Raw genomic sequence first — 19,131 nt, 5'->3', positions numbered from 1 at the left:
GAGCGGAGCACGATGAGCGCACCCCCGCCCGGGCTCGACGTGCGCGGGGCGTTCGCGGAGCACGGGAGCGCACTGCTCGGCTTCGCGGTCAACGCGCTGCAGGACCGCCAGCTCGCCGAGGACTGCGTGCAGGAGACGTTCCTCCGCGCGTGGCGGGCCCGCGACTCGTTCGACGGCGAGCGCGGCAGCGCGCGCACCTGGCTGTTCGCGATCGCGCGGCGGGTGATCCTCGACGTGCACCGCGCGCGGGCGCGCACCCCGCGCGTCGTCGCCGAGGAGGAGGCGCCGGAGCAGGCGACGCGGGAGGCGGATCCGCTCGACCGGCTGGGCCTCGTGGAGGGCCTCGCGCGCCTCAGCGACGCGCACCGCGAGGCCGTCGTCGCCGTGCACCTCACCGGGCTCAGCTACCAGGAGCTCTCCACGGCCACGGGCGTGCCCATCGGCACCCTGCGCACGCGCGTCTTCCACGCGCTCCGCGCCCTCCGCACGCATCTCGACGAAGTGGATCCCGCATGACCGACGACCGCACCCCCGATCCGCACGCGCCCGATCCGGGCATCCCCGAGCCGGACATGCCCGAGGCCGAAGACCGCCGCGGCGAGCTCATCGCGGCGGCCCTCGCGGACGACCTCTCCCCCGCCGAGACCGCGGAGCTGGATGCGCTGCGCGCCGCCGACCCGACGATCGACGAGGAGATCGCGCTGCTCGGCGGGCTGCCGGGGGCGATCCGCGGGGTCGGCGGCTGGCGGGAGGCGGAGCCGAGCGCGGAGCTGGCGCGACGGATCGAGCTGATCGCGGACGGCCGCGGCGAGGCCGAGACGACGACGGACCTGCCCGCCGACCTCGACGCGCACCGCGCGCGCCGCGGACCGCGTCCCCGCCGCACCGCCCTCCTGATCGCCAGCGCCGCGGCCTGCCTCGCCCTCGGCGCGGCCGGCGGCGCGTTCCTCGCGACCCCGCGCGCCGACGTCGCGACCGGCCCGGCCGGCACGCTCGGCGCCCTCGAGGACGTGACCTTCCAGGGCGCGCCCGCGGGCGTCGACGTCACCGGCGACGTCGTCGCGCACACCTGGGGCACCGAGACCGTGCTGTCGGTCGACGGCCTGCCCGCGGGCGACTCCTTCTCCGTGGTCGTGATCGATGCGGCCGGCGGGGAGCACGCGTCCGGCACGATGCTCGGATCCACCGTGCGCATCGACTGCCGCCTCAACGCCGACGTGCTGCGCCAGGACGCGTCGGCCGTGGAGATCCGCGACGCCGCGGGCGACCGGATCGCCGTCGCGGAGCTGCCAGCCGTAACCGCCTGACGCGGATGCCGGCCGCCCGCCCCCGACGAGCCGAGCCCTACGCCTGCGAGGGCTGCCCGTTGCTCGCCGTGGTGCCGCCGTCGACCGGCAGGATCGCGCCCGTGATGAACGACGCGTCGTCGCTCGCGAGGAACGCGATGGCGGCGGCGACCTCGTCGGCCTGGCCGCCGCGGCCGAGGGAGATGCGCTTCGCGAACTCGGCCTTCAGCTCCTCGTCGTCCTCCTTGCCGGCGACCAGCTCCGTCCAGATGAGGCCGGGCGCGACGGCGTTCACACGCACGCCGTCGACCCCGTGGTCGAGCGCGGTGGCGCGCGTGAGGTTGCTCACGCCGCCCTTCGCCGCGTTGTAGGCGCTCATGTGGTGGTCCGCCGCCATGCCCGACACCGAGGAGACGTTGACGATGGATCCGCGGGTCGCGATGAGGTGCGGGAGCGCCGCCCGCGTGCCGTAGAAGACGCCGGAGAGGTCGGTGTCGATGACGCGGTGCCACTCCTCGTCGGTGATGCCGGAGATCGGCCCGGCCTGGAAGGTGCCGGCGTTGTTGACGAGCACGTCGAGGCGGCCGTGGGCGTCGAGCGCGGCGGCGACCGTGCGGTCGGCGTCGGCCGAGACCGCGGCGTCCGCGACGAGCGCCGTGACGCTCCCCGCGGGGAGTGAGTCGGCGACCGCCCGGACCTTGTCCTCGACGCTGTCGGTGATGACGACCTTCGCGCCCTCGGCGACGAAGCGGCGGGCGGTGGCCTCGCCGATGCCGGATCCGGCGCCCGTGATGATGACGACCTTGCCGTCGAAGCGTCCAGCCATGGTGATCCTCCTGAGGGGTTCGCGGGGACGACGGGCGTCGTCGCCGCGAGGCGCGCGCACCGCCGTCGGGAGCGTCCAGCCAACTCCTCCGGCCCCGCCGGCGACCACCCGCATGGAGGCGATTCCGAGGCTCCGGGCGGCACGGGCCGACCGTTCGACCGCCCCTCCCGCCGGTCCGGCGGCGGAGTGTAGCGCGCCGCCCGGGACCCGGGAACCTCGGAGGAAGCGGGGGTTTAGTTGTGTCAGTGCAACTACTATTGCGGACCCCCGGGGAGGCCCTCCTCCCGGATTCCGCGGTCGTGGCGAACGCGGATCACGCCGTGGACGGGGCGCTCGCCGCGACGGTCATCCGACGCGCATCGATCCCCGTCGCGCTCAGCGGAGCGCCCGTGCGGCCGCCCGGGGTCGTCGGCCGCATCACGCGCTGCATCGGACTCCGGGCGTGCGCCGTGGGACACCGCGACGAGCACGCCGGGATCGGCAACGGGGGCGCGGACGTCGCGCTCGACCCGGACCGCTCCCTCGCCGTGCGTGCGCGCCGGGGGCCGGCGTCCACCGGGACCGGGAGGTGGGCCGCGGTCGGGGGATGGCGTCGGCGGGGATCGAGCTCGACGAGCGCTGAAGCCGGTGCGCAGGCGCGCGCCGGGACGAACGACGAGAGGACGAGAACGTGGGGAACGAGAACATGGGGACCGAGAACATGAGGGACGAGCACGACGACGCGTCGGTCGAGGCGATCTTCGCGCAGCACGCCGATCGGACGGCGCTGCGGCAGCGATCCGGGGCGGACATCACGGACACGAGCTTCCGGGAGCTCTGGGACCGGGCGAGCGCGCTGGCAGCCGCGCTCGGGGAGACCGTGTCCGCCGGCGACCGCATCGCGGTGCTCGGCACGGCGACCGCGGACGCCGTCACCCTCGACCTCGCCACGTGGATCCTCGGCGCGGTGATCGTGCCCCTGCAGGCGAGCGCGCCCGTCGCGGCCCTGGAGCGCATCGTCGAGGAGACGACCCCGGTCTGGATCGCCGCGACCGCCGAGCAGTCCGCGATGGCGCGGGCGGTGGCCGAGGCGTCGGGCGACGGCATCCGGACGGTGCTGCTCGACACCGACACCGACACCGGCACCGACACCGACCCGACCCTCGACGGGCTCGTCGCCCGCGGGGCCGGCCTGCCGCGCCGCAGCCCGTGGCACCCCGCACCCGGCGAGGATCCGCTCGCGCTCCTGCTCTACACGTCGGGCAGCACCGGCACGCCGAAGGGCGCGATGTACACGCGATCCATGGTGGAGCGGATGTGGCACGCGCTCCGGCCCGACGCAGCCGCGGACGCAGCCGACGCCGATGCCGACGCCATCGTCGGGTACGCGTACCTCCCCATGAGCCACCTCACCGGCCGCTCCTCCCTGCTCGCCACGCTCGGTCGCGGCGGCACGGTCGCGCTCGCGACCTCGACCGACCTGTCGACGCTCTTCGACGACCTCCGCGCCTTCGCCCCGACCGAGTTCGTCTTCGTGCCGCGCGTCGCGGAGATGGTCCGGCAGGAGGGCGACCGCGAGGAGCAGCGACGGCTCGCCGCCGGCTCCACGGATCCGGACGCGGTCCGCGCCGAGGTCCAGGCCGACCTGCGCGTCCGGGCGTTCGGTGGGCGGATCAGCCGGGCGATCTGCACCAGCGCCCCGCTGACGCCCGAGCTCCGCGCGTACATCGAGGGGTGCCTCGGGCTGACGCTGCACGACCTCTACGGGTCGACCGAGGCCGGCGGCATCCTCCACGACGGGGTGATCCAGCAGCCTCCCGTCACCGAGCACAAGCTCGTCGACGTGCCCGAGCTCGGGTACCGCACCACCGACCTCCCGCACCCGCGGGGCGAGCTGCTCGTCAAGAGCGCCTCCGTGATCGCCGGGTACTTCCGCCGGCCGGACGTCACCGCAGCGGTGTTCGACGAGGACGGCTTCTACCGGACCGGCGACGTCATGGCCCAGACGGGACCGGGCACCTACGAGTACCTCGACCGCCGGAACAACGTGCTCAAGCTGTCGCAGGGCGAGTTCGTCGCGGTGGCGTCGCTCGAGGCGACCTACGGCGGGACGCCCGAGGTGCACCAGATCACGCTGCACGGCGACAGCCGGCACGCGTTCCTCGTCGCGGTCGTCGTGCCGGCGGACCCCGGGGCGTCGGAGCGCGGCGTCCTCGCCGCCCTCCAGCGCACGGCTCGCGAGCACGGCCTCGCTCCCTACGAGGTGCCCCGCGGCGTGATCCTCGAACCGCAGCCCTTCACGGTCGACGGCGGCATGCTCTCCGACGCCGGCAAGCTCCTGCGCCTGCGCCTCACGCAGCGGTACGGCGAGCGCTTCGCCGCCCTCTACGACGCGCTCGAGGCGCAGCAGACCGGCTCCCTGGTCGCCGCCCTCCGCGAACGCGCCGGCGACGAGCCGACGGTCGACACCGTGGTGCGCGCCGCCCTCCGGCTCCTGGGGGCCGAGGTGCCCCCCGCGACCGCCGCCGCGTCGCGATTCTCCGACCTCGGCGGGGACTCGCTGTCCGCGCTGACGTTCTCCGGGATCCTCGGGGACGTGTTCGGCACCGAGGTGCCCGTCGGCGTCCTCACCGACCCGACCAACGACCTCGCCGCAGTCGCCGCGTTCGTGGAGCGCTCCGCCTCCGACGACCGGCCGACCGTGACCCGCGTGCACGGCGCGGGCGCATCCACCCTCCGCGTGGGCGACCTCCGGCTCGACCGGATGCTCGGCGGCATCCCGACGCCGGTCCCGCGCGCCGCGGCCACCCGGTCGGGGTCCCGCACCGTCCTGCTCACCGGCGCCAACGGCTACCTCGGCCGGTTCCTCGCCATCGACTGGCTCGAGCGCCTCGCCCCGGCGGGCGGCACGCTCGTGTGCATCGTGCGCGGGGCCGACGACGCCGACGCCCGGCGCCGCCTCGACGCCGCCTTCGCCGCCGACCCCGCGTTCGCCCGGCGCTTCGCCGAGCTGGAGGGCTCGCTCGAGGTGATGGCGGGCGACGTCAGCGAGCACCGCCTCGGCCTCGACGACGAGCGGTGGACCGACCTGGCCGCCCGGGTCGACCTCGTCGCGCACGCCGCGGCCCTCGTGAACCACGTCCTCCCGTACCAGGCGCTGTTCGGTCCGAACGTCGTCGGCACCGCCGAGGTGATCCGCCTGGCGATCGCCGCCGGCAGCGTGCCCGTCACCTTCGTCTCGAGCGTCGCCGTCGCGGGCGGCGCGCAGCCGGGCGCAGCCGCCGACGCGGAACCGTCCGCGCCCGCCGCGCTCGACGAGCACGCCGACATCCGCGCCATGATCCCCGAGTGGGCCGTCGGCGACGAGTACGCCAACGGGTACGGCGCGAGCAAGTGGGCGAGCGAGGTCCTGCTCCGCGAGGCGCACGAGCACCACGGCGTCCCCGTGGCCGTGTTCCGCTCCGACATGATCTTGGCGCACCCGCGCTGGCGCGGCCAGGTGAACCTCCCCGACGTCTTCACCCGGCTGATCTGGAGCGTGCTCACCACCGGGCTCGCCCCGGCCTCGTTCGTGCGGCGCGGTCCCGACGGCGAGCGGCAGCGGTCCCACTACGACGGCCTGCCGGCCGACTTCACGGCCGCGGCGATCGACGGGATCGGCGCCGCCATCACCGAGGGGCACCGCACCTTCAACGTCGTGAACCCCCACGACGACGGCGTCTCGCTCGACACCTTCGTCGAGTGGCTGCGCGAGGACGGCCACGACATCGAGCTCGTGGGCGACCACGCGGAGTGGGTCGACCGGTTCCGCGCGGCGCTGGGAGCGCTGCCGGACGCCGACCGCGCCCGGTCGGTCCTGCCGCTGATGCACGCGTTCGCCTCGCCCGAGGAGCCGCACGCCGGCTCGGCGATCCCCGCCGACGCGTTCGCCGACGCCGTCCGCACGGTGCGCCCGCTCGGGGCGTCGGAGATCCCGTCGCTCGACCGCGTGCTCATCGTCAAGGTGGCGGACGACCTCGCGTTCCTCGGGCTGCTCGCGCCGGCGCCGGCTCGGGAGGAGGCGGCGTGACGCCCCCGCACGAGGAGTGAACGCGAGGGGCCGGCAGCCACCAGCTGCCGGCCCCTCCGCGCGTGCGGTGGCCGACGACGGCGACCGGATCCGTCGCCCGAGGAGACGACACACACCGGTAACACGAGGGAAACCGCGGTGATACGGGGCAGAACCACACTGGACGGAAATACCTATCAACCGATAGATACTCCGACCGGGCAACCGGATCCCCGGCGCATCCCCTCCCCGCGCCCTCCGTGAGAGGCCAGCAGATTGAGCACCCCGCACCTCCCCTCGCCGGCCGCGACACCCGCCGCGGCCGCCCCCGTCATCCCGCCCGGCTACGCCCAGGAGCTGCATCGCGGCGTCGGCCCCTTCTCCTCCTTCGCGGCCGGGTTCTCCTTCGTCTCGATCCTCACGACCGTGTTCCAGCTCTTCGGCCTCGGCTTCGGGTTGGGCGGCGCCGCCTTCTTCTGGGCCTGGCCGATCGTGTTCGTCGGCCAGCTGCTCGTGGCGCTGAACTTCGCGCAGCTCGCGGCGTCGTGGCCCATCTCGGGCGCGATCTTCCAGTGGTCGAGCAGGCTGGCGGGCACGACGTTCGGCTGGTTCACCGGCTGGACGATGATCGTCGGCCAGATCCTCACCGTCGCGGTCGCGGCCATCGCGGTGCAGGCCGTGCTGCCGTCCATCTGGGCCGGGTTCCAGATCGTGGGCGGGCCGGACGCGGATCCGTCGGTCGCCTCCCCCACGGGCTCCGCGAACGCGGTGCTGCTCGGGATCATCATGCTGGCGGTCACGACGGTCGTGAACATCCTGAGCGTGCGGCTCATGGCGCGGGTGACGACCGCGGGCGTCGCCATCGAGATGGTGGGCGTCGTCGCGCTCGTCGCCGTGCTGTTCCTGCTGCCGAAGCGGGGACCCGAGGTGGTGTTCACGACCGTGGGATCCGCGAGCGAGGAGCCGTACGTGTGGGCCTTCCTCGCCTCCTCCCTCATGGCCGCGTACGTGATGGTGGGCTTCGACTCCGCGGGCGAGCTCGCCGAGGAGACCCACAGCCCGCGGAAGACCACGCCGAAGACGATCATCCGCGCGCTCACGGTCTCCGGGCTCGGCGGGGCGCTCCTCATCGTGGGCGCGCTCGTCGCGGCGCCGAGCCTCACCGACGGGCAGCTGGCCACGCAGGGGCTGGCCGGGGTGATCACCGCGGTCGCCGGCGAGTTCGGCGGCCGCCTCCTGCTCTGCGCGGTCGCCGTGGCGGTGTTCGCGTGCACGCTCGCCGTCCAGACCTCGGGCACCCGGATGATCTACTCGATGGCCCGGGAGAAGGCCCTGCCGTTCCACCGCCAGCTCGCGAAGGTGTCGCCGCGCACGGGCACGCCGGTGCTCACCTCGGTCGTCGTCGGGGTCGGCGCGGTGCTCGCGCTCGCGGTCAACGCCGGCCAGTCCGCGATCTTCACGGCGCTCTCGAGCCTCTGCATCGCGATGCTGTACCTCGCCTACCTCGGCGTGACCGGGCCGCTGCTGGTCGCCCGGATCCGCGGGCGCTTCCCCGCCGGCGGCGTCGACGAGGACGGCAAGCCGCTCTTCACTCTCGGCCGCTGGGGCATCCCGATCAACGTGGTGGCGGTGCTGTTCCAGGCGGCCATGGCCGTGAACCTGATCTGGCCGCGCCCCGAGATCTACGACCTCACGGGCGAGTCGTGGTGGCTGCAGTACAGCGCGCTGCTGTTCATCGGCGCGACCCTCCTGGTCGGCTGGGGCTACCACGCGTGGCGGCACCGCTCCGACGGGCCGATCCGGCTCACGGAGGTGCCGACGACCGCGACGATCCCGGTGGTCGAGCCGGCGGGGGCGAGCGCGCGATGAGGGACCAGCGCACGACCGACAGCGTCACCGCCTCCCGCGCGGACGCCCGCGCGCAGGCCGACCGGCAGAGCGAGTGGATGCCGTACGTGCCGGCGTCCTCGTCGCCGCACCGGCCGGAGGGAGTCGCCGCGGACGCGCTCACCTGGGCCGAGACCGTCGCGCCGGGCGGGTACGCGCACCGGGTGCTGGCGCGCGGATCCCGCCTCCGCCTCGACGACCCCACGGGCGAAGCGTGCGCGCACCTCGTGCTCTACGACGCCGAGGCGCCGTGGGAGCGGCTGAACGTCGCCGACACCGTGAAGATCCCGTGGCAGGCGTACCTCGGCGCGGGCTCCCCGCTGCTGAGCGGCGACGGCCGGATCCTCGCGAGCATCGTCGAGGACACGTCCGGCCACCACGACGCGCTCTGCGGCACCTCGACCGACGCGCTCAACGACCGGCGCTACGGCGGATCCGCGCCCGAGGGCCCCACGCCCAGCGGCCGCTCGCTGCTCGTGAAGGCCGCCGCGAAGCACGGGCTGACCCGGCGCGACCTGCCGCCCGGCGTCTCCTTCTTCCAAGGCGTGCGGGTGGAGGCGGACGGGGCGCTGCGGCCCACCGGATCCGCCGGGCCCGGCACGCACGTGACGCTCGTGGCCGAGATGCCGCTCCTGGTGCTCGTCGCGAACGTGCCGCACCCGCTGGATCCGCGGCCCGATCACGTCGTCGGCCCGCTGCGGATCCACGCCTGGCGCGGCTCCCCCACCGGCCCCGACGACGCGCGCTTCCACGCGACCCCGGAGCTGACGCGCGCCTACCTGAACGCGATCGACCACTGCGAAGCGAGAGGAACCCGATGACCCGCACCGCGGCATCCCCCGTCCCGACCGGCGCCGTCCACGCGCCCGACGCCGTGCTCGACTGGAGCTCCTCCCTCGTCGACGGCACCGTCGTGCGCGACGACCGCGTCGCGCCGCTCGCGCCGTGGTCGGCCGTCGTGCGCGCCGGCGAGGTCCTCACGATCGTGGACGTCGGCGGCAACCAGTCCGCCGACTGCCTGGTCTACGACGCCCAGGATCCGGACGAGCGCTACAGCGTGCCCGACACCCTCGTGGCGCAGGGCAACGCCTACATCCGCACCGGCACCGTGCTCATGTCGAGCGAGGGCCGGCCGCTGATGACCGTGGTGGGCAACGAGATCGACCGGCAGGACACCCTCGGCGGCGCCTGCTCGAAGGAGTCGAACACGCTCCGCTACGGCCACCACACCGCGTACCAGCACGGCTGCCGCGAGAACTTCCTCAGCGAGGCGGCGCGGCACGGGCTCGGGGCGCGCGACATCGTGTCGAACATCAACTGGTTCATGAACGTGCCGGTGGAGGAGGACGGATCCCTCGGCATAGTCGACGGCCTCAGCGCGCCCGGGAAGCGGGTCGCCCTGCGCGCGGAGCGGGACGTGCTGGTGATCGTCTCGAACTGCCCGCAGATGAACAACCCGTGCAACGACTTCAGCTGCACGCCGCTGCGGATGATCGTGGTGCAGCCGTGAGCGCGCGCATGAGCGACGCAGGCGGCGCGCGCCGCGCGCTCGACCTCGACACCGTCCTCGTCGCCAACCGCGGCGAGATCGCCTGCCGCGTGATCCGCACCGCGAAGGCCATGGGCATGCGCACGGTCGCGGTCTTCTCCGACGCCGACCGGGCCGCGCCCCACGTGCGCGAGGCCGACGAGGCCGTGCGGCTGGGCCCGGCGGCGCCACGCGAGTCGTACCTGCGCATCGACGCGATCATCGAGGCCGCGCGCGCGACGGGCGCCGGCCTCATCCACCCCGGCTACGGCTTCCTCAGCGAGAACCTGGAGTTCGCGTCGGCCTGCGAGGAGGCGGGGATCCGCTTCGTCGGGCCGACCGCCGACCAGATCCTCGCGTTCGGCGCGAAGCACACCGCGCGCGAGCTGGCCGAGGCCGCCGGGGTGCCCCTGCTCGCCGGCACCGGCCTCCTGGCCGACGCCGACGAGGCGGTCGCCGAGGCCGAGCGCATCGGCATGCCCGTGATGCTCAAGGCCACGGGCGGCGGGGGCGGCATCGGCATGCAGGCGTGCGCGACGGCCGCCGAGGTGCGCGAGGCGTTCGGGCGGGTGACGCGGCTCGCGGAGTCGGCCTTCGGATCCACCGGCATCTTCCTCGAGCGGCTCGTGCGCCCGGCCCGGCACGTGGAGGTGCAGCTCGTGGGCGACGGCGCCGGCCGCGTGGCCGTGATCGGCGACCGCGACTGCTCCCTCCAGCGCCGCAACCAGAAGGTCATCGAGGAGGCGCCTGCGCCCGCGCTGCCCGATCGCGTGCGCGCGCAGCTGCACGACTCGGCCCGCGCGCTCGCGGAGTCGGTCTCCTACCGCAGCGCCGGCACGGTCGAGTTCGTCTACGACCCGGTGCGCGAGGAGGCCGCGTTCCTCGAGGTGAACACGCGCCTCCAGGTCGAGCACCCCGTCACCGAGGAGGTGCACGGCGTCGACCTCGTGGAGCTCATGCTGCGGCTCGCGCGCGACGGCGCCGCCGGCCTCCCCGACGACCTCTTCACGCGCGAGTGGACACCTGCGGGCCACGCCGTCGAGGCCCGCGTCTACGCGGAGGACCCGGCCAAGGGATCCCTCCCGTCGAGCGGCCTCGTGACGCAGGCCGTGCTGCCGGCGGGCCCGGGGATCCGCGTCGACGGCTGGATCGAGACCGGCCTCGAGGTCTCCGCCTCCTACGACCCGTTGCTCGCCAAGGTCATCGCCACGGGCGAGACGCGCGATGACGCGCTCGACCTGCTCGGCGAAGCGCTCGACGGCTCCCGGATCGACGGGATCGTCACCAACATCGGCCTGCTGCGGGCGCTCACCGACGACATCGAGCTGCGCACGGCCACGCACTCCACGTCCACGCTCGACGAGACGGACGACCCGGCGCCGCGCATCGACGTCGTCTCCCCCGGCACCATGACCACCGTGCAGGACCTCCCCGGCCGGCTCGGCCACTGGCAGGTGGGCGTGCCGCCGAGCGGCCCGTTCGACCCGGTGTCGCTCGCGGAGGCGAACCTCGCGGTCGGCAACCCGGAGGGCGCGCCCGGCCTCGAGATCACGGCGGACGGACCCGTGCTGCGCTTCTCGACCGCATCCGTCGTGGCGGTCACGGGCGCGCCCGCGCCGGTCACGATCGACGGCGAACCGGCCGCGATGTGGGAGCCGCTCGAGGTCGCCGCCGGGCAGACGCTCGCGATCGGCCGCGCCGACGGGCCCGGCCTCCGCCTGTTCCTCGCCGTGCGCGGCGGGATCGACGTGCCCGCGTACCTCGGATCCGCGTCCACCTTCACGCTCGGCCGCTTCGGCGGGCACGCGGGCCGGGCGCTGCTCGCGGGCGACGTGCTGCGGCCCGGATCCCCCGACTCCGACGCCGCGCACCCCGCGTTCCCCGCGGGCGCGCGCCTCGGGATCATCGGCGGCCCGACCCCGGCGCACCGCCGGCCGGCCCTCACCTCCACGTGGGAGATCGGCGTCACCGAGGGCCCGCACGCGGCGCCCGACTTCTTCACGCGCGCCGACATCGACGTGCTCTACGCCACCGACTACGGCGTGCACCACAACTCGGCGCGCACCGGGATCCGGCTCATCGGCCCGCGGCCCGGCTGGGCGCGCGAGGACGGCGGCGAGGCGGGGCTGCACCCGTCGAACATCCACGACACCCCGTACGCGGTGGGCGCGATCGACTTCACGGGCGACACCCCGATCATCCTCGGCCCCGACGGGCCGTCCCTCGGCGGGTTCGTGTGCCCGGCGGTCGTGGCGAGCGGCGAGCTCTGGAAGCTCGGCCAGCTGCGGCCGGGCGACACCGTGCGGTTCGTGCCCGTGACGGAGGCGGCCGCGGCGTCGCTCGTGGACGCGCGCGCCTCGCTCCAGGTGATCCGGGCCGGCGGCGACGGCGACGACGGCGTGATCGGCAGGCTCCCGCCGACCGACGCGCGCCCCGGCGTCGCGTACCGCCGCGACGGCGACGACAACGTGCTCGTCGAGTACGGCGACATGACCCTCGACATCGCCCTCCGGATGCGCGTGCACGCGCTGATGACCCGGCTGCAGGAGCACATGCCGCCCGGCGTGCTCGAGGTGACGCCGGGGATCCGCTCGCTCCAGGTCCGCACCGATGCGCGCGTGCTCAAGGCCACGGCCGTCACGCGGCTGCTGCAGGAGCTGGAGGACGAGATCCCGCCCACCGGGCAGCTCGTGGTGCCGTCGCGGAAGGTGCGGCTGCCGCTCTCCTGGGACGACCCGGCGACGCGCCTCGCGATCGAGCGCTACATGGCCGGCGTCCGCGACGACGCGCCCTGGACGCCGTGGAACATCGAGTTCATCCGCCGTATCAACGGCCTCGACTCGGTCGACGACGTCTTCCGCACGGTCTTCGACGCGAGCTACCTCGTGCTCGGCCTCGGCGACGTGTACCTCGGGGCGCCCGTGGCCACGCCGCTGGATCCGCGCCACCGCCTGGTGACCACGAAGTACAACCCGGCGCGCACCTGGACGGCGGAGAACTCCGTCGGCATCGGCGGCGCGTACCTCTGCATCTACGGGATGGAGGGGCCGGGCGGGTACCAGTTCGTCGGCCGCACCGTCCAGATCTGGAACCGCTTCCGCCGCGGCGGCCTCTTCCAGGAGGATCCGTGGGCGCTGCGGTTCTTCGACCGCATCGAGTGGTACCCGGTCGGCGCGGAGGAGCTGCTGGAGCTGCGCGCCGAGACGGACGCCGGCCGCGGGCACTACGAGACGGAGGACGGCGAGTTCTCCATCGCCGACCACCACGCGTTCCTCGCCGCGAACGACGCGTCGATCCGCGACTTCCGCGACACGCAGACACGCGCGTTCGAGGAGGAGAAGGCGCGTTGGCGCCTGTCGGGCGAGTTCGACGTGCGCGACGAGCCGCCCGTCGTCGAGGCCGCGACCGTGGCGATCCCGCCGGGTGCGACGGCCGTCATGGCGCCGTTCACCTCGACCGTCTGGCGGGTGGACGTGCGCCCGGGCGATCTCGTGTCGACGGGCGACGCGGTGCTCGCGGTCGAGGCGATGAAGATGGAGTCCGTCGTGGGCGCGCCGGTCGCCGGCCGCGTGCTCGACGTCCTCGTCCGCCCCGGGGAGCAGGTCGCGCCCGGGCAGGTGCTCGCCGTGATCGGGGCGGCCTCGTGATCGGCGCCGGGTGATCCCCACCTGCGAGGATGGCGGGATGGCCAAGGACGACAAGCCGGCCCGCGTCGGTCGCCCCCGGGCGGTGCCCGACGCCGGATCCCCGCTGAGCCCGCGCGAGCAGATCCTCGACGCCGCCGCCGCGCTGTTCGCGGAGCACGGCCTGAGCGGCACGTCCACGCGCGCGATCGCCGAGCGGGTCGGGATCCGGCAGGCGTCCCTCTACTACCACTTCGCCGGCAAGGACGACCTGCTCGTCGAGCTGCTCACGCGCTCCGTGCGCCCCAGCCTCGACGTGGTGCGCGGCATCGAGGACCTCGTGCCCGACCGCGCCACCGCCGCCGCCGCCCTGCACGCGCTCGTGATGGTCGACTTCCGCACGCTCGCCGACACCCCGCACAACATCGGCACGCTCTACCTGCTGCCCGAGGTGCAGGGCGAGCGCTACGACGGCTTCCGCCAGCAGCGCCGCGAGCTCCAGGACGCGTACCGGCGCATCGGCACGGCCGCGGCGAGCGCCGAGGTCCGCGCGACCATCGGGCCGGATGCGCTGGGGGCCGTGCTGATCCAGCTGGCCGAGCTCGTGATCCAGCTCCGCCGCCGCGGCGAGCCGGGGGACGCCGACCGCGACGCCATCGCCGCCACGTGCCTGCGCGCGTGCGGGCTGGGGACGGCGGAGATCGCGGAGGCTCGTCGCGACGCCGAGCAGCTGCTGTCGACGGTGCCCGCGCTCTAGCCCGCTCGGGTCACGACGCCGGCGGCAGCCCGGCCTGCAGGCGCACCCCGGCCAGCAGCAGGTCGAGCCCGGAGCGGAACACGTCGAGGTCGTCGTGCGTCGCCATCTCGCCCGCGGCGTCGTGCGCGAACGGGTACTCCTCGGGGTCGAGCTCCCGCCAGCGGTCGGCGAGCACACCCAGGAACCCCTCCCGGTCCAGCCCGCTCTCGAGGAACTCCTGCGGCGGCGGCTCGGCGAGGTCGGCCGCGACCCCGACGACGTAGCTGACGATCGACGACACCGCGTGGAAGCGCTGCCGTGACGTGAGGTCGAGCCCCAGGAGCTGCTGGCCGATGCGCTCGTACATCGCCATCGAGTTGGCCTGCAGCCCGTTGTTGCGGAGCATGTACTGCCCGAACCAGGGCCGGCGCACGAGCTCGTCGAAGAGCGCCAGGGCGACGGCGCGCACGTTGTCGATGGGGTCGGATCCGTGGGTCAGCGGCTCGGTGTCCGCGAGGACCCGGCCCATGACCTCCTCGGTCACCTTCTCGAGCAGCTCGTCGCGGCTCGCGACGTACCAGTAGATGCTCGCCACGCCGCCGCCGAGCCGCGCCGCCAGCGCTCGGAAGGTGAGCGCCTTCTCCCCGGACTCGTCGAGGATCGCGATGGCCTCCGCGAGCACCGTGTCGAGCGAGTGCGACGCGCGCTGCCGTCCCCGCGCGCGGGTGGGCGCGGCGGTGCCGCCGCCCTTCTCCGTGGATCCATCTGCCGCCATGGCTTGCATCCTACCGAACGACGTTCCATACTATCGAACGTCGTACGGTTCTCGTACGGCGTTCGATAAAGATGAGGATCCCGATGAGCACCCCCACGATCACCGCCGCGCCCCTGCGCGGCTACGCCTCCCTCCGCGCCGCCGCCATCCCGCTGGCCGCGCTCTGCCTGGCCTTCTTCGTCGAGATGGTCGACAACACGCTGCTCTCGATCGCCCTGCCGACGATCGGGCGCGCGCTCGACAGCGGCACGACGGGCCTCCAGTGGGTGACGGGCGCCTACTCGCTCACGTTCGGCGGGCTGCTGCTGACCGCCGGATCCGCCGCCGACCGGTTCGGCCGCCGCCGCGTCCTGCTGATCGGCCTCGCGGCGTTCGGCCTCATCAGCCTGGCCGTGGTCCTCGTCACCGACATCGGCCAGCTCATCGCCCTGCGCGCGGCGCTCGGCGCTGCCGCCGCGGCCATGGCGCCCGTGACGATGTCGCTGATCTTCCGCCTCTTCGAGGACGAGAAGCTGCGCATGCGCTCGATCACGATCGTCATGGTCGTCGGCATGTCCGGCTTCGTCCTCGGCCCGCTCCTCGGCGGGTCGATCCTCGCCGCGGTCAGCTGGCAGTGGCTGCTGGTGATCAACGCGCCCCTCGCGCTGCTGGTCTGGATCGGCGTCCGCGCCGGCGTCCCCGCCGACCGCCGCGATGACCTCACCTCCGAGCGCCTCGACCTGCCGGGCACGGCGCTCACCGTCGTCGCGATCGGGCTCGGCTGCTACACGCTCACCAGCGGCGTGGAGCACGGGTGGCTCGCGCCCCTCACGCTCGCCTGCGCGCTCGGCGCCGTCGCCGCCGTCGCGGGCTTCATCGTCCGCGAGCGCCGCGCGGCCTCGCCCATGATCGACCTCGCGATCTTCCGCGCCGGGCCCGTCCGCGGCGCGGCGCTCACGCAGCTCGGGGCGGCGGTCGCGTTCGCCAGCATCCTGTTCGGGCTGATCCTGCACTTCCAGTACGCCTACGGCTGGAGCCCCATGCGGGCCGGCCTCGCGAACCTGCCCATCATCGTCACGATGATCGCCGCGAGCCCGATCGCCGAGCGTTTCGCTACCCGCCTCGGCCACCGCACGGCCTGCCTCGTCGGCACCGGGTTCCTGGTGGGCGGGCTTGTGGGCCTCGCCTGGGCGGTGGACCACGGCTACCTCGCCATCATGGCGACGATGATCGTGTTCACGGTCGGGCTGCGGACGATCATGACCATCTGCGCGGTCGCCCTCGTCGAGGCGATGCCCCGGAACCGCACCTCGATCGGCGCCGCCCTCAACGACACCGCGCAGGAGCTCGGCACGAGCCTCGGCACGGCGGTCGTCGGCACCCTGATCGCGGCGCTCGTCACGACCGCGCTCCCGGCGGGCGCGTGGAGCGCCGAGCTGGTCCGCTCCTTCTTCGCGGGCGAGCGCGCCGCCTACCTCGTGGTCGCCGTGCTGACCGGCGTGATCGCGACGGTCGGCGCGCTGTCGCTCACGGACTCGCGCACGACGGAGGAGCCGACGGCACCCGAGGCGCCCGAGGAGCACGAGCCGTCCGATGCGCCCGAGCCGTCGACGGCCGACCGCGCCGCGGCCCGCGAGGTCAGCGCAGCCGCGCCCCGGCTCGAGTGAGCGCCGCCGCGACGTCCGCGTCGAGGGGCGCGTCGGGATCCAGCACGAGACCCGTCACCTCGGCGAGGTCGAGCACGGGGAAGGCCGACGCGGCGCCGATCTTCTCCGCGCTCGCCAGCACGAACGTCTCGGTCGACTGCGCGGCCATCGCGCGCTTCGTCGCGGCGTCGTCGAGCGAGCCCGTGGTGAGGCCCGCCTCCGGATGCACGCCGGTCACGCCGAGGAGGCAGACGTCCGCGCGCACGCGGCGGAGCGCCTCCGCGGCCAGCGACCCGCTCGCGACCATGGAGTGCCGGGACAGGGTGCCGCCGATGAGCACGATCTCGACGAGCGGGTGCTCGGTGAGCGCGACCGCCACGAGGGGCCCGGGCGTCACTACGGTGAGCCGCAGGTCGTCGGGGATCGCGCGGGCGACCTCGAGGGCGGTCGTGCCCGCGTCGAGCAGCAGCGTGGATCCCGGCCGCAGCAGCCGCACCGCCGCCCGGGCGACCCGCTGCTTGCTGTCCACCGCGATCGCGGCCCGCTCGGAGTGATCCCGGATCGCGGGCGACACCGGGAGCGCGCCGCCGTACACGCGCTGCAGCCGCCCGGCCTCGGCGAGGGTCCGCAGGTCGCGCCGGACGCTGTCCTCCGTGACGCCGAGCTTCGCGGCCGCGTCCTTCGCGACGAGCCGGCCGTCGCGCGCGAGCTCGGCGAGCATCCACTCGTGCCGCTCCGCAGCCAGCATCCGCGTTCCTCCTCGGTTTTGCGCGTTCATGCGTGTTTCATCTAGCGTACTCGCGTGACCGACCCGCAGCTGATCCTCATCGCCGGCCCCTACCGCTCCGGCACGGGAGGCGATCCCGAGCTCATCGCCCGGAACCTCGCCCGGCTCGAGCAGGCGGCCTGGCCCGTCTTCCAGCTCGGGCACGTGCCGATGATCGGCGAGTGGGCGGCGCTGCCGATCCTGCGCGTGGCCGCCGAGGCGGGCGTCGACACGGAGGCCGGTCCCGACGTCATGTACGAGACCGCGTCGCGGCTCCTCACGCACTGCGACGCCGTGCTCCGGCTCCCCGGCGAGTCGTCCGGCGCCGACGCGGACGTCGCGATCGCCCGCCGCCTCGGCCTCCCGGTCTACGCCGACGTGTCCGAGATCCCCGCCCGTGGCTGACGCCGGGACCGCGCCCCGGCCGCGGACGCGCATGCGCCGGCCCCTGCGGATCGCCCTCCGGATCGTCGCCGCGTTGGTGGCCCTGCCCGTCCTGACGCTGGCGGCCACGTCGATCGTGAACGCCGTCGCGACGCCGCGCGACCTCGCCGCCATCGAGCCCTACGGCGAGCGCGTGCCCGTCGACGGGAAGGAGATGAACGTCGTGGTCAGCGGCACCGGCGCGGAGACGATCGTGCTCCTGCCCGGCCTCGGCACCGCGGCGCCCGGCCTCGACTTCCAGCCGCTGATCTCCGCGCTCGACGACACGCACCGGGTGATCGCCGTCGAGCCGTTCGGCACCGGGCTGAGCGACCAGACCGATGTACCGCGCACGGCGACGGCCATCGCGGACGAGGTCCACGCGGCGCTGCAGCAGCTGGGCGTCGACCGCTACGCGCTCATGGGCCACTCGATCTCCGGCGTCTACGCCATCGAGTACGCCGCGCGGTACGGCGACGAGCTCACCGCGTTCGTGGGCATCGACAGCAGCGTGCCGGATCAGCCGGGCTGGGACGAGCCCGTCGCGACCGAGGGGCTCGGCGCGCTCCGCGACCTCGGGATCCTCCGCGTGCTGGCCGCGACCGGCGGCGACACCTACGCGGGGCTCCCCTACGACGAGGCGACGAAGGAGCAGATGCGCCTCTTCACGACGCGGAACGGCACCGCCCCGACCATGCTCGACGAGATGGACCACCTGACGGAGAACTTCGCGTCGGTGAGCGGGCGCACGTTCCCGGCGGACCTCCCCGTGCTGCTCTTCGTGGTGCAGGACGACGCGGAGGTCGACGGCTGGATCCCGCTGCACGAGGCCCGGGCGGCGAGCGTCGAGCGCGGCGAGGTGGTGCCGCTCACAGGCGACCACTACCTGCATCACACGAGGTCGCCGGAGATCGCCGCCGCCACGGACGCGTTCCTGGCGTCGCTCCCGGCCCGCTGACGGCGGCGGCCGGCGCGATCCGGCGTCAGCCGATCCGGTCCAGCAGCTCGAGGGACCGCTCGAGCACGAGGGCCGTGGCGACGGGATCCGACGACGGCAGCGACGCGTCCGTGAACAGGTGCGCGTCGCCGTCGTAGACGAAGACCTCGGCGAGCGCCGGGCCCACCTCGGCGACCAGCTCGCGGGCCGCGTCGAGGTCGCCCTCGCCGGCGAAGAACGGATCGCGCGCCATGCCGTGCACCTGCACGGGCAGCCCGGCCGGCCACGGCCCGAACGCCCACTCCGCCGTGAGCGACACGAACGACTCGTAGAGGAGCGCGCCGCGGGCACCCGGCCGGGTCTGCGCGAGGCGCTGGGCGATGGATCCGCCCCACGAGACGCCGGCGTAGACGAGCTCGGCGGGCAGCCCGTCGAGCGCGCGGTCGGTGCGCTCGGCGACGACGTGGTCGGCGAGGCCCGCCATCAGCGCGAGGCCCGCCTCGATGGACCCGGGCAGCGCGCCGTCGAAGAGGTCGGGCACGTGCACCGTGTGGCCGCCGTCCCGCAGCGCATCGGCGAACGCGAGGACGCCGGGCGTCCGGCCCTGCACGTGGTGGAACAGCACGATCTCGGCCATGGGCGCGCCTCTCGTCGTCCGCGGGGGGGGGCGCGGATCCGGGCGCTCCCGTCGC

15 protein-coding genes are annotated in these 19,131 nt (G+C 74.4%); 11 read left to right on the top strand and 4 right to left on the bottom strand.

Annotated features, from left to right (window positions below; translation table 11 throughout):
• Positions 1–12: 12 nt before the first annotated feature.
• On the top strand, positions 13–516 hold the full coding sequence (locus JOE38_RS10685) for an RNA polymerase sigma factor (protein WP_239544809.1): 504 nt from the start codon (positions 13–15) through the stop codon (positions 514–516).
• Positions 513–1,307, top strand: a complete 795-nt coding sequence (locus JOE38_RS10680; RefSeq protein ID WP_204576254.1) for a hypothetical protein — start codon at positions 513–515, stop codon at positions 1,305–1,307. The genes JOE38_RS10685 and JOE38_RS10680 overlap by 4 nt, the downstream gene beginning before the upstream one ends.
• Positions 1,308–1,344: 37 nt before the next feature.
• Here the strand turns inward: JOE38_RS10680 and JOE38_RS10675 are convergent, their stop codons facing one another.
• Positions 1,345–2,112, bottom strand: coding sequence for an SDR family NAD(P)-dependent oxidoreductase (locus tag JOE38_RS10675; RefSeq protein ID WP_204576253.1), 768 nt, complete (start codon positions 2,110–2,112; stop codon positions 1,345–1,347).
• A 670-nt stretch (positions 2,113–2,782) separates the two neighbouring features.
• On the opposite strand from JOE38_RS10675, the gene JOE38_RS10670 reads away from it, so the two are divergent.
• The 6 genes from JOE38_RS10670 (at position 2,783) to JOE38_RS10645 (ending at position 13,934) form a co-directional block, all read left to right on the top strand.
• Positions 2,783–6,160, top strand: a complete 3,378-nt coding sequence (locus JOE38_RS10670) for a thioester reductase domain-containing protein (RefSeq protein WP_307838859.1) — start codon at positions 2,783–2,785, stop codon at positions 6,158–6,160.
• Positions 6,161–6,415: 255 nt separating this feature from the next.
• Entirely contained in the window at positions 6,416–8,008 is a 1,593-nt protein-coding gene (locus tag JOE38_RS10665; RefSeq protein WP_204576252.1) for an APC family permease, read from the top strand.
• Positions 8,005–8,847, top strand: a complete 843-nt coding sequence (locus tag JOE38_RS10660) for an urea amidolyase associated protein UAAP1 (protein WP_204576251.1) — start codon at positions 8,005–8,007, stop codon at positions 8,845–8,847. The genes JOE38_RS10665 and JOE38_RS10660 overlap by 4 nt, the downstream gene beginning before the upstream one ends.
• Positions 8,844–9,536 (top strand): urea amidolyase associated protein UAAP2, encoded by a 693-nt coding sequence (locus tag JOE38_RS10655; RefSeq protein ID WP_204576250.1) that lies wholly within the window; start codon positions 8,844–8,846, stop codon positions 9,534–9,536. The genes JOE38_RS10660 and JOE38_RS10655 overlap by 4 nt, the downstream gene beginning before the upstream one ends.
• An 8-nt stretch (positions 9,537–9,544) precedes the next feature.
• Positions 9,545–13,201, top strand: coding sequence for an urea carboxylase (uca, locus tag JOE38_RS10650; protein WP_204576249.1), 3,657 nt, complete (start codon positions 9,545–9,547; stop codon positions 13,199–13,201).
• A gap of 37 nt (positions 13,202–13,238) precedes the next feature.
• Positions 13,239–13,934, top strand: coding sequence for a TetR/AcrR family transcriptional regulator (locus JOE38_RS10645; protein ID WP_204576248.1), 696 nt, complete (start codon positions 13,239–13,241; stop codon positions 13,932–13,934).
• Positions 13,935–13,944: 10 nt separating this feature from the next.
• On the opposite strand, the gene JOE38_RS10640 is transcribed toward JOE38_RS10645, so the two are convergent.
• The gene (locus tag JOE38_RS10640) at positions 13,945–14,688 is read right to left on the bottom strand and encodes a TetR/AcrR family transcriptional regulator (RefSeq protein WP_204576247.1); all 744 of its coding nucleotides are present in this window, start codon (positions 14,686–14,688) and stop codon (positions 13,945–13,947) included.
• 83 nt (positions 14,689–14,771) lie between these two features.
• On the opposite strand from JOE38_RS10640, the gene JOE38_RS10635 reads away from it, so the two are divergent.
• Entirely contained in the window at positions 14,772–16,334 is a 1,563-nt protein-coding gene (locus tag JOE38_RS10635) for an MFS transporter (protein WP_239544808.1), read from the top strand.
• Here the strand turns inward: JOE38_RS10635 and JOE38_RS10630 are convergent.
• Positions 16,306–17,061 (bottom strand): DeoR/GlpR family DNA-binding transcription regulator, encoded by a 756-nt coding sequence (locus tag JOE38_RS10630; RefSeq protein WP_204576246.1) that lies wholly within the window; start codon positions 17,059–17,061, stop codon positions 16,306–16,308. The genes JOE38_RS10635 and JOE38_RS10630 overlap by 29 nt on opposite strands.
• Before the next feature lie 54 nt (positions 17,062–17,115).
• On the opposite strand from JOE38_RS10630, the gene JOE38_RS10625 reads away from it, so the two are divergent.
• Together JOE38_RS10625 and JOE38_RS10620 are read left to right on the top strand one after the other, a co-directional pair.
• Entirely contained in the window at positions 17,116–17,484 is a 369-nt protein-coding gene (locus tag JOE38_RS10625; protein ID WP_204576245.1) for a DUF4406 domain-containing protein, read from the top strand.
• A 31-nt stretch (positions 17,485–17,515) separates the two neighbouring features.
• The gene (locus JOE38_RS10620) at positions 17,516–18,460 is read left to right on the top strand and encodes an alpha/beta fold hydrolase (RefSeq protein WP_204576244.1); all 945 of its coding nucleotides are present in this window, start codon (positions 17,516–17,518) and stop codon (positions 18,458–18,460) included.
• Between the two features lie 25 nt (positions 18,461–18,485).
• Here the strand turns inward: JOE38_RS10620 and JOE38_RS10615 are convergent, their stop codons facing one another.
• The gene (locus JOE38_RS10615; protein WP_204576243.1) at positions 18,486–19,076 is read right to left on the bottom strand and encodes a dienelactone hydrolase family protein; all 591 of its coding nucleotides are present in this window, start codon (positions 19,074–19,076) and stop codon (positions 18,486–18,488) included.
• Positions 19,077–19,131: the final 55 nt, after the last annotated feature.

Source organism: Clavibacter michiganensis, assembly GCF_016907085.1.
GTDB lineage: Bacteria > Actinomycetota > Actinomycetes > Actinomycetales > Microbacteriaceae > Clavibacter > Clavibacter michiganensis_O.
The sequence above is the reverse complement of the archived record's forward strand: the minus strand, read 5'-3'. Positions and strand labels throughout refer to the sequence as shown.